Genomic DNA, 14615 nt, shown 5'->3' with positions numbered 1-14615 from the left:
ACCCGGCCTCGGGGACTTCATACTGAAACCGACATATCGGCCGGGCAGCGGCTGTCGGACACGTCGTGCTCGTGCGGGCCGATCGCGACCAGCTCCTCCATCGTCGCCAGCAACTGGTCGTTCGGGCAGGGCTTGAGCATGATGGCGCAGACCTGCGCGGAGCCGGCCCGGGGATCACCGGGGTGCAGGTGGCCGCTGAGGATGGCGATCGGGGTGAGCCGGACGTCGGCGTGCGACCGGACGGCCTCGATCAGGTCCCAGCCGTCCATCCGGGGCATCCCCAGGTCGGTGAGGATCACGTCCGGGCGGAGTTCGAGGATCTGCTCGTAGGCCGCCTGACCGTCGGGCGCACGCGTCACGGTCATTCCGGCGCGTTTGAAAACCCTGGTCAGCACCAGGGCGATGTCCTCGTCGTCCTCGGCGATCAGCAAACGTGCCATCGTCGGCCCTTCGGTCGCAGCAATTCCCCTCAGCATGCCCCTCGCCGGCTGGGGCCGTAGCGCGTTCCGGTAATCGGGGCAGATTTCCCCCGAAAGCGCCAGACGATTACCAACTTCGATATGTCGGTTGCCGCGTGCGCCTTCCGTTCCGGCCACCGGCCTGCCCAGGATGACGGGATGCGACCCGCCTACGCCGTCGGCGCCCTCGTCGCCGCGCTCCTGCCCGTACCCGTCACCAGCACTCCGGTCTCCTATCGTGACGCCCGCGTCCCTGTCGAACGGCGCGTCCAGGACCTCCTCGGCCGGATGACCCTCGCCGACAAGATCGGCCAGATGACCCAGGCCGAACGGGGCGCCGTCGCCGCGGACCCCACCCTGGTCACCGAGTGGCGCCTCGGCTCGGTGCTCTCCGGCGGCGGTTCGGTGCCCACCCCCAACACCCCCGCGGCCTGGGTGGACACCGTCAACACGCTGCAGCGCGCCGCCCTCGCCACCCCCTTGAAGATCCCCATCCTGTACGGGGTGGACGCCGTCCACGGCCACGGCAACGTGTACGGGGCGACCGTCTTCCCACACAACATCGGCCTCGGCGCGTCCCGTGACCCGCGGCTGGTCGAACAGGTCTACCGGGCGACGGCGGAGGAGATGCGGGCCACCGGCATCCGCTGGAACTTCGCGCCGTGCGTGTGCGTGACCCGCGACGACCGGTGGGGCCGCGCGTACGAGAGTTTCGGCGAGGACCCGGCCCTGGTCACCCGGATGCTGACCGCCGTCGACGGGCTGGAGAAGAACGGTGTCCTGGCCACGGTGAAGCACTACGCCGGCGACGGCGACACCACGTACGGGACCGGCACCGGCGACTACCCGATCGACCAGGGCGTCACGATCACCAGCCGGGCCGACTTCGCCCGCATCGACCTGGCCCCGTACGTCGCCGCGGTCACCCGGCACGGCGTCCGCAGCGTGATGCCCTCGTTCTCCAGTGTCGACTGGACGGATGACGGCGTCGGCAATCCCGTCAACATGCACGGACATCGTGAACTGTTGACCGGCACGCTCAAGGGCAAGCTCGGCTTCGACGGTTTCCTGATCAGCGACTGGGAGGGCATCCACCACCTGCCCGGCACCCTCGCCGACCAGGCCCGCGCCGGCGTCAACGCCGGCATCGACATGTTCATGGAACCGAACACCGCACCCCAGTTCGAGGCGGCGCTCACCGCGGAGGTGCAGGCCGGGCGGGTCCCGATGACCCGCATCGACGACGCGGTGTCCCGGATCCTGCGGGTCAAGTTCCAGCTGGGCCTCTTCGAGAACCCGTACGCCACGGCCGGCGAGGTCGGCACGGCGGCACACCGGGCGCTGGGCCGCGAGGCGGTCGCCGCCTCCCAGGTGCTGTTGAAGAACAACGCGCGCACGCTGCCGCTGCGGCCGGACGCGCGGATCTACGTGGCCGGGCGCAACGCCGACGACATCGGCAACCAGGCCGGCGGCTGGACCCTCGACTGGCAGGGCCGCACCGGCGACAGCATCCCCGGCACGACGATCCTGGACGGCATCCGGCAGGTGGCCCCGGCCGCGTCGGTCACCTTCAGCGCCGACGCGTCCGCGCCGATCGCCCGCACCGACGTCGGCGTGGTGGTGGTCGGCGAGACGCCCTACGCGGAGGGCTTCGGCGACGTGGGCGGCCCGGTCTGCTCGTGGTGTCCCGCACCGCAACAGGAGCCCAAATCGCTGACCCTGCAACCCGCCGACCGGGCCGTGGTCGACAAGGTCTGCGACGCGGTCACCCGCTGCGTGGTGCTGATCGTCTCCGGCCGTCCGCAAGTGATCACCGACCAGCTCGGCAGCATCGACGCGCTGGTGGCGTCGTGGCTGCCCGGCAGCGAGGGCGGGGGCGTCGCCGACGTGCTCTTCGGCCGGCGCCCGTTCACCGGGAGACTGCCGGTGAGCTGGCCGCGTTCGGTCGACCAGGTGCCGATCAACATCGGGGACAGGCCCTACAACCCCCTTTTCGCGTACGGCTACGGCCTGCGCACGTGACGCCGCGGCCGCGTACCGTCGATGAAGTCCTTTGATCTCGTCTTCTTGCTGGGATGTGATGTCGTGGACATTCCCCTTTTCGATATGGGTGCGTGGCGGGCGGCCGACGTGCGGGACCGTGGTGTGCTGGCCGGGCGGCTCGACCGGGCCATGCGGGACTCCGGGTTCTTCCTGGTCGGCGGGCACGGCATCGACGGTGCGCTGCAGGAGCGGATCCGGGCGCAGGCGCGGGCGTTCTTCGCGTTGCCCGGTGCCGTCAAGGACCGCTACGCGACGGGCGTCGGCGGGCGGGGGTGGATACCGTGCGGGCGGGAGGCGAACGCGTTCTACGGGGAGGTCGCCGACGCGGACAGACCCGACCTCAAGGAGACGTTCACGCTCGGACGCGACGAACCCGGGCGCGACCCGGCGTGGTTCGCGGCGAACGTCTGGCCGGCCGAGGTGCCAGGGTTGCGGGAGCCGGTGAGCGCGTACGCGGCGCAGGTCCAGGAGCTCTACCGCGAACTGCTGGAGGTGCTGGCGATCGCGCTCGGGCTGGACGGCGGCTACTTCGTCGAACGGTCCCGGAACGCGCCGTACACGTTCAACATCAACCGTTATCCGCCGCTGACGGTCACCGGGACGCCGCTCGACGGACAGTTCCGGGTCGGGCCGCACACCGACTGGGGGATCCTCACCATTCTCGACCGGCAGCCCGGGTACGGCGGACTCCAGGTGCAGAACCTCGACGGCTCGTGGGCGGACGCCCCGTACGTGCCGGGGGCGTTCACCGTCAACATCGCCGACCTGCTGGCCCGGTGGACCGGCGACCGGTGGCGCTCCACCCGGCACCGGGTGCTGCCACCGCCGGAAGCCGACCGGGACGAGGAACTGATCAGCCTCATCGTCTTCTGCGAGGCGGACATGGATCGCGTCGTCACACCGCTGCCACCTCCGGCCGGCGGCGGCGCGAACCATCCGCCGGTGGTCGCCGGCGACTACTTCCGGGAGCGGGAGGCTGCGGCCTCGGTCGGCTGATCCGGCTCTCCGGCATACGCAGCGATGCCCCAGCCGCAGGGGGATCGGCTGGGGCATCGCTTTCCGGCTTGACGGCGGGGGACCGTCAGAAGCCGAAGTCCTGCGTGTAGTACGGCGCGCCTTGTTCTCGGTCAGCCGGCGTCATCGCCGGGGACACCATGTTCATCGGCCCCGGGTAGGGCCACTCGATTCCCGATCAGGAGTGCCCCCGTCGCCGTCCGGTTGCCACCGGTGCCGACTCGATCCGATCTTGTCGGTGGGTGCCGTTAGAGTCCCGCCATGGCAGAGATCGACTGGTCAGACGTCCGGCCCCGCATCGCCGCCTTGGCGCGACTCACCACTGCCGCGGAGATCTTCGCTGCGACCTCGCACGGCTGGCGGCTGGCGGCGGCGTTGACCGTCGATGAGCTCGCCGAGTTGGAGGACCAGCTCGGTTTCGAGCTTCCGGCCGAGTACCGTTCGTTCCTGCTCGAGGTGAGCCGCGGCGGCGCCGGCCCGGCATACGGACTCTTCCCAGTGCACCGGGTCGAGGGGCGTTGGACGTGGGAGGACGACGGCGCCGCTCTCAACAGCCACGAAGCACTCGCCCGGCCGTTCGCCCACATCCGGGCCTTCAACCCCGCCGAGGACCCGGCCGTCCCGCCGCCGCCCGGACCGGATCAGATCGCCTTGTGGGAGCTGCCTGATGACGGTCCGGCCCACTCGACAGGGGAGCTTCTCGACGATGGCCCGGCCCACTCGACCGGCTTGCTCTACCTCTGTCACCTCGGCTGTGCCCTCCGTCAGGCGCTGGTGGTGAGTGGTCCGTCCCGTGGTCAGATGTGGGCCGATGACACAGCGGACGGGGAGGGCTTCCATCCCCTGCAGAACCCGGACGGCAGCCGCATGACCTTCACCGACTGGTACCGAACCTGGCTTCGCCAGTCAGAACGGACAGCGGCCCGAGGATGAGCGCAGGCTTCTGCCGTGGATGCGGGCGGATGGTGGTGCCACCCGCGCTCAGTCTGGTCCCTCCCGCCACACGCTCGGGGTACACCGAGCTGTTCCGGTGGCAGGGCGTGGCTAGGCTTTATCCGGACAGCACGGGAGGAACGACAATGGGCAACCCGGCATGGGGCTCCGGACGACACGCCGGTATGGGAGAAGGCCTCGCCCTCGGCGAAGAGATCGGCCGTGCTCTCGGCGAAGCCGCCGGCTTGAAGAAGGGCGTGGCGATCGGCGTCGCCGCGAGCGCCGCAGTGATGGCCGCCGGCGTCGGACTCTGGAAACTGGAACCGTGGAAGCTGATCTCCCAGCACTCCCCGGAGCGCGAGCAGGATCCGGCCCCCGACGACGAGCCGGAGACCCGCGAGACCGCCCACACCGCATGACCCAGCGGTGAGCCCTGCCGCAGGCTGGGGCCTCAAGCATCCCGAGACTCATCGGCCACCCGGCCGTCCACACGATTCCCGGTATGGTGCCCTGCCGTCACCGCCCGAGAGGTGCATCGCGGTATATATGTTGCGGGTACGACATCGTTTGCCATGATCATCGGGTGGCATCAGTCTGGCGGACGTCCTCGGAGATCAGCGAGGCGCTCGCGCGTTACGAATCGAAACTTCGTTGGCAACGGCCAAGGCTGCACGGCATCGGCTTCGCCGACGAGCCGGACACGATCATGTTCGTGCGGGTCAACGAGGACGAGGACGTGCTGGCTGCTGCGGTACTCGCCGCGGTCACGGGCTGGCACGGCACCACCGGCTCGGTCCGGCTCGGCAAGAGCAAGCTGGCGAAGGCCGTCAAACGCCTGGCGCCCGCTGAGGCCGAACGTGCGAATCTGCAGATCTGGCGCGAGATTCATGGCTGGTATTGGTCCGGCCCGCATGTCCGCGGCGGCAGCCTGGTCGCCGTCTTCGATGCCGACCCGGACCAGCCGAGCGATGACCCGTACGTCAACCGTCTTCGCGAAGTCGTCGGGTCGGGCCGGCAGGCCACGCCGGAGAACGAGGTCGAGTTCTGGCCGCCGCCGGAGGGCCGCCACCGGCTGCAGGACGCGTGGCGACTTCGCTGGCCGCAGCTGCTGCGGAGCTTTTTCACGCGGCGTGGCTATGCGGACCGGTGGGTGCGATTCCACAGTCTTCCCGAATCGAAACGCTACGCGGACACGCCACTCGAGTACGAGACGATCCTCCATCGGCACAACACGGTCTTGAAGGAGCTGGTCGCGCAGGGGTCGGATCTGCAGGTGATCACGCTGGAGCCCGCCTTCTCCCCGGTGCCGCGGCACCGGACCCCGGTCCTCGAAGACCTGCTGCCCGACGCGGAATGTTGGCTGGTCATGTCGTGGCCCGACCTCGATCCGACGCTGGCCTTCATGCACGCCTACGTCAGTCGCGTCGCATGGCAGCCCGGGCGCCTGGATGAGCTGCTCCGCAGGGTCGCCGATGATGAGCTTCCCCGCGTAGTCATCGCCCCATCCGACCTGGCCTGGGTCTACGGACCATACGACGGCGGCGCAGACGTTCTGCTGGACACTCCAGATCTCCGCGACCGCCTGCGGGACCGATATTCCGCATGGCTGTCCAGCCACCCTGGCGGTCTCTGAAAGCCTGGAGACGGGGCGCATTGAGGCCCAGCCGCAGGGGGATCGGCAGGACAAGCCCTAAGCCCTCGAGCTAGCACCCGGCGCTGTTTCACCATGGGCTGGACAGCCGTGAACGCTAGCCCTGCGGGGGCAGCTAGCGTCCAGCGTGGTGTCGACACGACAGCGCTGAACGCTAGTCGAACCACGAAGCAGAACCCGGCGCACTCGTCTGCCGCCGAGCGGGCGCCGGGCTTGCGTGGACCGGCCGTCGGCGTCCTCGGCCCGGGCTGCGTCAGCCGGCCGCCGTTGTGATCGGGTAGCCGATCGTGGCCACCTCTGTGCGGATCGCGGCGAGGCTCGACTCCGGGTTCAGCGCTCGGACCACGTCGTCGGTGAGCGGGCGCAGCGCCGCGACATGTTTTACCGCGGCCCGGTCGATGCCGGTCTCGTAGTAGTCGCCGGCGAAGTCGGCGTACTCATCGGTGATTTCGTCGCACAGGATGCTGAGCCGGTCAGTGCCGTCGGGGCTGATGTCGTAAAGGCCGCGGGACGGCGGGAACGTGATGCCGGCGGCTGCGTGCCAGCGGTCGTCGGTGGTTCGCCGCCACAGCACCGCGGTCGCGATCATATCGGCGCCGTGGCGGAACGCCGGCTCGGTGAGGTGTTCGGCGAAGTCCGGCGGCAATCCGGCGGTCAGTCGCGGCCAGAGTTCCGCCTCATCGTCGGCGGTGTGGGACGACATCGCGGACTCGTGGTCGAACAGCCGGATGAACACGCCCGCCTCGCCGAAGACGATGGTGTACTCGTCGCCGCTGCCGTTGCTCATCAGCGCTGCTTCGTCGTCGCCCCAGGCGGTGTAGCTGTAGTACTCGAACCCGGTGCCCTGGATCAACTCCAGGACGGCCAGGGCCCGGCACCGGTCGCGCAGCACCGGAATCGAGGGCAGCCGACCGACCATGTCATAGACGTTCACTCGATGACCCTACGAGTCACATCGACCAACGGTGAGGCCCCAGCCGCAGGGGGATCGGCTGGGGCCTCGAGCATCACGGCTTCAGAAGCCGAAATCCTGCGTGTAGTACGGGGTGCCGCTCGCGGAGAAGACCACACCGATGCCGACGGTCGTGGACTTGCAGTTGAGGATGTTGGTGCGGTGCCCGGTGCTGTTCATCCAGCCCTGCACGACGGCGCCGGCCGTCCGGTAGCCATAGGCGATGTTCTCCGCGGACGGCTTCGCGTACCCGGCAGCCTTCGCCCGGGCCACGAAGCTCGAACCCGCGTTACCGGTGTGGGAGAACGTGCCGGTCTGCGCCATCCACGAACTGTGCGTACGGGCGGCGGCGGTCAGCGCCTTGTTCTCGGTCAGCGGGGCGCAACCGTGCTGGGCGCGCTCGACGTTGATCAGCTGGTTGATCTCAGCCTGCAAGGTCTTCTCGGTCGGCTTCGCCACCGCGGCCTGAGCCGGGGACGCGATCATCACAACAGCGACAGCAGCGGGAGCGACGACGGCGGACAGAGCCAGACGACCAAAAAGCTTGCGCAAGAAGAACCCTCTCGGAGAATCAGCGCCCGGCGTCATCGCCGGGCACACCATGACCATCGGCGCCCCGCACGGCCACTCGATTCCCGAACAGGAGTGCCCCCGTCACCGTCCGGTTGCCATCTATCCACCGAACCCCGGACCGAACCCCCGCCAGCCTTGGCGTCAGGTCAGCGTTCCCGCCATTCCTTGTCCGGCTCGAAGAGCAGGCCGTTGTCGTCACGATGGTTGTAGATCGCCAGGTAGCCGGCAACGAAGGTGAAAGCAATGGCGAGGGGTTCATCGCTGCCGCGGTTGTCGGCCGGCTCCAGCACCCGAGCATGACGGAGTTGCTGTCCCGCAAGTGCCTGAAGCTGTCGCAGGGCATCGCGCCGCCACACGAATCCGTAATCGCTGTCAATCGGCCGGCTCGGGTCGATGCTGCTGAAGGTGATCGACACGTCGTCGGTCTTGTAATGGTTGATCTCGACCTGGTCGGTGCCGAAGTCCAGGAGAACCGGCCAGTCAGACACCCATGTGTCATCGGAATCCCAGGTCAGCCAGACATGTCGCAGCGTCCGGCCGGCAAGCCCGGCAAGGCGCTGACCGTGCTGGGCGACAACCGCGTCATAGCCCTGAAGCCACCGTGGCTGGTAGCCACTCATCCTGAAGTCGGACATGTCGACACTCTGCCATCAGCCGTAACCTATGGACGGCATCGGTCACCCGCCTTCAATACGATCTTCCTCGATATCGGCAGACGGCCGGGGGTACGATCCGCCGATGATGCCGTCTTCGCCGGTCACTCGCTCGTCTCTGCGAGGGTTGGTGCCCATGCTGGAACCACAGCGGCTGGCGGACCTTCCGGCCCGCATCTGGAGTGACGCCGAGTGGGAGCGGATCCAGCTGGGTTACGCGGCTCGCGACATGGACGAGAAGTGGGACGTCCTCGTGGAGGGGAAGGTGACGTACCTTCATCGCAGCTGGACAGGCTTCGCGATCTTCGAGGCACGGTTCGACGCGGTGGACGGCGGCTGGCGCATCTCGGAAGCACTGACGGAATCGGCACGATCCCGTCACCGGTATCACTCGGACCGCTACGCCAGAGTGATGCTCGAACTCGTGCTGAGCAGTGTCGTCCTGGGCGAACCCGCGAGTGAACTCCGAGCGGAGACGGTGGCTCTCCTGACAACGGGATCGAGCAAAACCTGATCTCCCCGCGTTACCCGGATCGGGAGCAGAGCCCCAACAGCGGCTTCCTTGTCGAGCAGCCGCCAGCACAGGGGGATAGACACGGCTTGACCTTAGCCTCGCCTCCCAGCCGGACGCGGTGAGGCCCCAGCCGCAGGACGATCGGCTGGGGCCTCCCGTGGACTACAGGCGGGTCCAGGCCTCGGTCAGGACGCCGCGCAGGATGTTCTCGATCTCGGCGAACTGGGTCTCGGTGGCGGTCAGTGGCGGCGCCAGCTGGATGACCGGGTCGCCGCGGTCGTCGGCCCGGCAGTACAGGCCCGCCTCGAACAGGGCCGACGACAGGAAGCCGCGGAGCAGCCGCTCGGATTCGTCGGCGTCGAACGTCTCCTTCGTGGTCTTGTCCTTGACCAGTTCGATGCCGAAGAAGTAGCCGTCGCCGCGGACGTCGCCGACGATCGGCAGGTCGGTCAGCCTCTCCAGGTACGAGCGGAACAGCGGGCTGTTTTTGCGGACGTGACCGTTGAGGTCTTCGCGTTCCATGATGTCGATGTTGGCCAGGGCGACCGCGGCGCCGACCGGGTGGCCGCCGTAGGTGATGCCGTGGGCGAACCAGTTGGTGCCGGTGAGGAACGGCTCGGCCAGGCGCTCGGAGGCGATCATCGCGCCGAGCGGGACGTACCCGGAGGTGAGGCCCTTGGCCATGGTGATGATGTCGGGCTGGTAGCCGTACTTGTCGGCGCCGAAGAACTCGCCGAGGCGGCCGAACGCGCAGATCACCTCGTCGGAGACGAGCAGCACGTCGTAGCGGTCGCAGATCTCGCGGACCCGCTGGAAGTAGCCGGGCGGGGGCGGGAAGCAGCCGCCCGCGTTCTGCACCGGTTCGAGGTAGACGGCGGCGACGGTGTCCGGGCCCTCGAACTCGATGGCCTCGGCGATCCGGTCGGCGGCCCAGACACCGAACTGTTCGGGCGTCATGTTCTCGTCGGGGCGCCGGTAGTAGTTGGTGTTCGGCACCCGGATCGTGGACGGGACGAGCGGCTCGAAGTCCTGCTTGAACGGCGGGATGCCGGTGATCGACAGGGCGCCCATCGAGCTGCCGTGGTAGGCCACCGCGCGCGAGATGACCTTCGTCTTGAGCGGCTTGCCGACCTTCTTGTAGTACGACCGGGCGAGTTTCCACGCGGATTCGACGGCTTCGGAGCCGCCGGTGGTGAAGAAGACCCGGTTGAGGTCGCCGGGGGCCATGTCGGCGAGGCGGCCGGCCAGTTCGATCGCCTTGGGGTGCGCGTACGACCAGATCGGGAAGTAGGCCAGTTCACCGGCCTGCTTGGCGGCCGCCTCGGCGAGTTCCTGACGGCCGTGACCGGTCTGCACCACGAACAGGGCGGACAGGCCGTCGAGGTAGCGCCGGCCGGCGGAGTCCCACACGTAGCAGCCGTCGCCGCGAGTGATCACCGGAACCGGCGCGTCCTGGTAGGCGGAGAGGCGCGTGAAGTGCATCCACAGGTGGTCCCGGGCGGTCGCGGAGAGCTGGTCCACGTCGGCAGGCTTGGGGTCTGTCACGGTTTCTCCCGATTTGGCTGGCCGCGGATGTCAACGACTCCGTTGCATGATGCCTACGGATTCCGTCGCACACAAGCCTCTCAGCAACCATTTCCGTGCCGACACCGCGCCTACGCAGTGTGAAACGCACAACACAGGGGGCATTCGAACCGCAACCACCCAGGCATGCCCCGGCGCCCGCGCTACGGCCTCGCGCCGCACCCCGGTCGCGGAGGGAGCCACGGGCGTCCTGGTAGCGCGTACCCCATCAGGCCTTTGATCTTCTCGATCGGAGATTGACGATGACCGCGATGAGCACACCGACAGCGAAGATGAGCGTGCCCATCACGTTGACCTGCGGCGGAAGGCCGACCCGGGTGGAACCCCAGATCCACAGCGGGAAGGTCTGCACGTTGCCGGCGGTGAAGTTGGTGATGACGAAGTCGTCGATGGAGAGCGCGAACGCCAGCAGCAGGCCGGAGAAGACGGCCGGCAGCAGGATCGGGAAGGTGACCTTCCAGAACGTCGTCCACGCGGTCGCGCCGAGGTCGGCGGCAGCCTCCTCGATGGAACGGTCCAGGCTGACGACCCGGGCGCGGACGACCGTGGCGACGAACGAGATCGAGAACATCACGTGCGCGATGGTCAGCGTGATGCCGCCGGGCGCGACGCCCATCGAGACGAAGAAGCCGAGCAGCGACGCGCCCATCACCAGCTCCGGCGACGAGATCGCGGCGAACATGATCAGGTTGGTGACGCCGGCGCCGCGGAACCGGTAGCGCCCCAGGGCGTAGCCGATGCCGGTGCCGAGCACGGCGGCGATCAGCGAGCTGAGCACCGCCACGACCAGGGAGGCGATCAGCGCGTCGGTGAGGTCCGGCACCGCGAACAGCTGGCCGTACCATTTCAGGGTGAAACCCTGCCAGGTCTGGTTGTAACGGCCGCGCGGATCGTTGAAGCCGAAAGCGATCATCACCAGGATCGGCAGGACGAGCCAGGAGATCAATATCCAGGTGTACGCGTGAAGCACACGATTGCGGGTCACCGGGCCGCCACCTTCATCACGTCGTCGGTGCCCAGCGCCCGGGCGTAGGCGAACACCCCGATCAGCAGCACGGTCATCAGCGTGAAGGCGAGCGCCGACGCGGACGGATAGTCCGAGCTGGTCAGGAACTTGCTCTGGATGACCTGGCCGATCATGGTGGTGCCGGTGCCGCCGAGCAGCTCCGCGTTGACGTAGTCGGAGCTGGCCGGCACGAACGTCATCAGCACGCCGGCGAAGACGCCCGGCAGCGACAGCGGCAGGATCACCCGGCGGAACGCGGTGAGCGGCGAGGCGTACAGGTCCCGGGCGGCCTCGACCACCCGGGGGTCGATGCGTTCCAGCGCCACGTAGATCGGCAGCACCATGAACGGCAGGAAGTTGTACACCAGGCCGCCGATCACCGCGACCGGGGTGCCGAGGAGGTGGAAGCTCTCCGGGAGCAGCCCGGCCTCCTTCAGCGGGTGCAGCAGCACGCCGTCGTCGGTCAGGATCATCCGCCAGGAGATGGTGCGCAGGACGAACGAGACGAAGAACGGCAGCAGGATCAGGAACAGGTACGTCGGTTTGCGCCGGCCGCCGTAGAAGGCGATCCAGTACGCGACCGGGAACGACAGCACGATCAGGATCAGCGAGGTGATCGCGCCGTACACCAGGGACCGGATCAGCTGGGTCTGGTAGCCCTGGATCGACTCCACGTAGGTCTGCCAGTGACCGGTGAAGACGTAGCCGTTGATGATGTCGCCCTCCTGCAGCGACAGCGACAGCATCGTGGCCATCGGCACCACGAAGAAGAGCAGGAGCCACAGCCCGCCGGGGAGGACCAGCAGGTAGGGGGCGAGGATGCGTCTCATCCCAGGACGATCGGTTCGAACGTCCTGGTGAACGCCTGCTGCTTCTGCGGGGTGTCGAACTCCACGTAGTAGTGCAGCTTGCTGTAGTCGGCCTCGGCCGGGAAGACCAGCGGGCTGTCGGCCACCGAGGTCAGGTACTCCTTGTCCTCGCCGGTCGCCGCCGCTGCGTGCTCCTTGATCACGGCCTGGGCGGCCGGGACCGGGCAGACGTAGTTGATGTACTCGGCGAGGGTGGCCGCGTTCTCCACCTCGTAGAAGAAGTCCATCATCATGATCGCGTCGACCGGGTTGGCGGCGGTGATCGGGATGGCCATGTTGTCGGTCCAGATCGTGCCACCCTCCTCCGGGATGACGAACTCGAAGTTCGTGCCGTCGGAGACGTTCTTCTGGAAGATGTCGCCGGACCAGGCCTGGGTGATCCACACCTCGCCCTTGCCGAGCGCGTCGACGTAGCTCTGGTCGTAGTACTGCCGGACGATGCCGGCGTCCTTCTGCTCCTTGAGCTTGGCGGCGGCGGCCGTCCAGTCGGCCTCGCCCGACCCCGCGGGGGTGATGCCGGCCGCCAGCAGACCGAAGTTGCCCAGCTCCTGCGGGTCGCGGAACATGCCGACCTTGCCCTTGAAGGCCGGGTCCCACAGGTCGGCCAGCTTGGTGATCTTCCGGCCGACCTTGTCCGGGTCGTACGCGATGCCGGTGATCCCGGACGCCCACGGCACGGTGTACTGGTTGCCGGGGTCGTAGGAGGTCGCCGCGTAGGACTTGGCGGCGTTCGCGGCGTAGTTGGTCAGCTTCGAGTGATCGAGCGGGGCCAGGAAGCCGGCGTCGCGGAACTGGCCGAACTGGATCGAGTTGGTGATCACCATCAGGTCGTAGCCGATCGACTGACCGGCGGCGAGCTGCGGCTGGACCTTGGCGAACCAGGGTCCCATCTCCTGGATCACCTCGTCGTACTTGACCTGGATCCCGGTCTTGGCGGTGAACTTCGCCAGCTCCGGCTTCGACGGGTCCATGTAGAGCGGCCAGTTCGCGAAGTCCAGCTTGTTGTTCTGGACCTTGCCGGCCCAGTACTTCGCCACCGCGTCCGGGGCCACCGAGGCCGACGGCTTGCCCTGGCCCTGGACGCCGCACGCGGCGAGGAACGCCCCCATCGCCGACATCCCGCCGAGGCGCAACGCGTCACGCCGGCCGAGCCGGCGCCGCGAGAGACCGCGCAGGAGGGTGGGGTCCGGCTCATCGGTGGGGAACATTCAAACTCCGATCGGGTACGAGTGCTGGGGGGCCCAGGTGAGGAAGACGCGCTCGCCCCGGGAGGCGAGATCCTCGGCGTTGCTGGCGTTCTGGTCGAACACCGTGAAGTCTGCACCAGCGCTGGTCGCCACGGTGTAGTTGGTCGATGTCCCGTGGTAGACCACTTCGGTCACCACGCCGGAGAGCAGGCTCGTGCCGGTCGCGGCCGGCGCGCTCCGGTGCAGGTCGATCTTCTCCGGGCGGACCGAGATCTCCAGCGTGCCGCCCGGCCGGATCCCGTCGCGGACCGGCACCAGGACCCGCTCGCCGGGTGCCGGTTCCAGCACCGCGACGTCGCCGTCCAGGTGGCCGACCGTGCCGTCGATCAGGTTCGACGTGCCGATGAAGCCGGCCACGAACCGGGTCGACGGCTTCTCGTAGATCTCGCGCGGCGTGCCGAGCTGCTCGATCAGGCCGGCGTTCATCACGGCGATGCGGTCCGACATGGTCAGCGCCTCACCCTGGTCGTGGGTGACGTAGACGAAGGTGATGCCGACCTCACGCTGGATCCGCTTCAGCTCGACCTGCATCTGCTGGCGCAGCTTGAGGTCGAGCGCGCCGAGCGGCTCGTCGAGCAGCAGCGCCCGCGGCTCGTTCACCAGGGCCCGGGCCAGCGCGACCCGCTGCTGCTGGCCGCCGGACATCTCCCGCGGATGCCGCTTCTCCATGCCGGTCAGCGAGACGATCTCGAGCATCGCGCCGACCCGGCGCCGGATCTCGTCCTTGCCGACCTTCTTGCGCTCCAGACCGAACGACACGTTCTGCAGCACGGTGAGGTGCGGGAACAGTGCGTAGGACTGGAAGACCATGTTGACGTCCCGCTTGTTCGGCGCGACGCCGGTGACGTCCCTGCCGGCGAGGAACACGGTGCCCGCGCTGGGATCCTCGAATCCCGCGACCATCCGCATCGTGGTGGTCTTGCCGCAACCGGACGGCCCGAGAAGCGAGAAGAACTCCCCCTGCGCGATCGCCAGATCCAGGCTCCGGACCGCCGGCACGGATTCGCCGTGCGACAGATAATCCTTGCGTACGCCGACGAACTCGATCGCGGGAGTCGTGGTCATCCATCACCTCTGGTTACTGCCGTCGAGACTCGTCACGTGCCCGCCGAAATCCG

The 14615-nt window shown here is 68.2% G+C and carries 15 protein-coding genes; 6 read left to right on the top strand and 9 right to left on the bottom strand.

The window, feature by feature from the left end:
• Window positions 1–17: 17 nt before the first annotated feature.
• On the bottom strand, window positions 18–440 hold the full coding sequence (locus QSK32_RS22950; protein WP_045748467.1) for a response regulator: 423 nt from the start codon (window positions 438–440) through the stop codon (window positions 18–20).
• Window positions 441–560: 120 nt separating this feature from the next.
• Here QSK32_RS22950 and QSK32_RS22945 point away from each other — a divergent pair, with 120 nt between their 5' ends.
• The 5 genes from QSK32_RS22945 to QSK32_RS22925 all read left to right on the top strand — a co-directional run bounded on the left by QSK32_RS22945 (window position 561) and on the right by QSK32_RS22925 (window position 6081).
• Window positions 561–2480, top strand: coding sequence for a glycoside hydrolase family 3 protein (locus QSK32_RS22945; protein ID WP_157411645.1), 1920 nt, complete (start codon window positions 561–563; stop codon window positions 2478–2480).
• A gap of 63 nt (window positions 2481–2543) precedes the next feature.
• Complete coding sequence (locus QSK32_RS22940; protein WP_245674387.1) at window positions 2544–3497, top strand: isopenicillin N synthase family dioxygenase; 954 nt, start codon at window positions 2544–2546, stop codon at window positions 3495–3497.
• 279 nt (window positions 3498–3776) lie between these two features.
• Window positions 3777–4448 carry an SMI1/KNR4 family protein gene (locus QSK32_RS22935; protein ID WP_285473112.1) on the top strand — a complete coding sequence of 224 codons (672 nt, stop codon included), beginning with the start codon at window positions 3777–3779 and terminating at the stop codon, window positions 4446–4448.
• A 146-nt stretch (window positions 4449–4594) separates the two neighbouring features.
• Window positions 4595–4867, top strand: a complete 273-nt coding sequence (locus tag QSK32_RS22930) for a hypothetical protein (protein WP_285473111.1) — start codon at window positions 4595–4597, stop codon at window positions 4865–4867.
• 164 nt (window positions 4868–5031) lie between these two features.
• On the top strand, window positions 5032–6081 hold the full coding sequence (locus tag QSK32_RS22925) for a DUF3885 domain-containing protein (RefSeq protein WP_285473110.1): 1050 nt from the start codon (window positions 5032–5034) through the stop codon (window positions 6079–6081).
• Window positions 6082–6352: 271 nt separating this feature from the next.
• Here QSK32_RS22925 and QSK32_RS22920 read toward each other — a convergent pair whose 3' ends face one another.
• From QSK32_RS22920 to QSK32_RS22910, 3 genes are all read right to left on the bottom strand, one after another.
• Complete coding sequence (locus tag QSK32_RS22920; RefSeq protein ID WP_285473109.1) at window positions 6353–7033, bottom strand: hypothetical protein; 681 nt, start codon at window positions 7031–7033, stop codon at window positions 6353–6355.
• Window positions 7034–7114: 81 nt separating this feature from the next.
• Window positions 7115–7537: a CAP domain-containing protein gene (locus QSK32_RS22915; protein ID WP_285473108.1), complete on the bottom strand. Its 423-nt coding sequence runs from the start codon at window positions 7535–7537 to the stop codon at window positions 7115–7117.
• A 233-nt stretch (window positions 7538–7770) separates the two neighbouring features.
• Window positions 7771–8259 (bottom strand): hypothetical protein, encoded by a 489-nt coding sequence (locus QSK32_RS22910; protein WP_285473107.1) that lies wholly within the window; start codon window positions 8257–8259, stop codon window positions 7771–7773.
• A 154-nt stretch (window positions 8260–8413) separates the two neighbouring features.
• Between QSK32_RS22910 and QSK32_RS22905 the strand changes: the two genes are divergently transcribed.
• Complete coding sequence (locus tag QSK32_RS22905; protein ID WP_285473106.1) at window positions 8414–8791, top strand: hypothetical protein; 378 nt, start codon at window positions 8414–8416, stop codon at window positions 8789–8791.
• 162 nt (window positions 8792–8953) lie between these two features.
• Here QSK32_RS22905 and QSK32_RS22900 read toward each other — a convergent pair whose 3' ends face one another.
• The 5 genes from QSK32_RS22900 to QSK32_RS22880 all read right to left on the bottom strand — a co-directional run bounded on the left by QSK32_RS22900 (window position 8954) and on the right by QSK32_RS22880 (window position 14562).
• Window positions 8954–10336 (bottom strand): aspartate aminotransferase family protein, encoded by a 1383-nt coding sequence (locus QSK32_RS22900; protein ID WP_285473105.1) that lies wholly within the window; start codon window positions 10334–10336, stop codon window positions 8954–8956.
• Window positions 10337–10583: 247 nt separating this feature from the next.
• Window positions 10584–11360 carry an ABC transporter permease gene (locus QSK32_RS22895; protein ID WP_045747447.1) on the bottom strand — a complete coding sequence of 259 codons (777 nt, stop codon included), beginning with the start codon at window positions 11358–11360 and terminating at the stop codon, window positions 10584–10586.
• A complete protein-coding gene (locus tag QSK32_RS22890; RefSeq protein WP_045747448.1) occupies window positions 11357–12211 on the bottom strand; it encodes an ABC transporter permease in 855 nt (284 codons plus the stop codon). The genes QSK32_RS22895 and QSK32_RS22890 overlap by 4 nt, the downstream gene beginning before the upstream one ends.
• A complete protein-coding gene (locus QSK32_RS22885) occupies window positions 12208–13458 on the bottom strand; it encodes a polyamine ABC transporter substrate-binding protein (protein ID WP_285473104.1) in 1251 nt (416 codons plus the stop codon). The genes QSK32_RS22890 and QSK32_RS22885 overlap by 4 nt, the downstream gene beginning before the upstream one ends.
• Entirely contained in the window at window positions 13459–14562 is a 1104-nt protein-coding gene (locus QSK32_RS22880) for an ABC transporter ATP-binding protein (RefSeq protein ID WP_285473103.1), read from the bottom strand.
• Window positions 14563–14615 lie beyond the last annotated feature (53 nt).

Source organism: Actinoplanes sp. NBRC 101535, assembly GCF_030269225.1.
Taxonomy (GTDB): domain Bacteria; phylum Actinomycetota; class Actinomycetes; order Mycobacteriales; family Micromonosporaceae; genus Actinoplanes; species Actinoplanes rectilineatus.
This window is presented reverse-complemented; position numbering and strand designations above follow the sequence as displayed.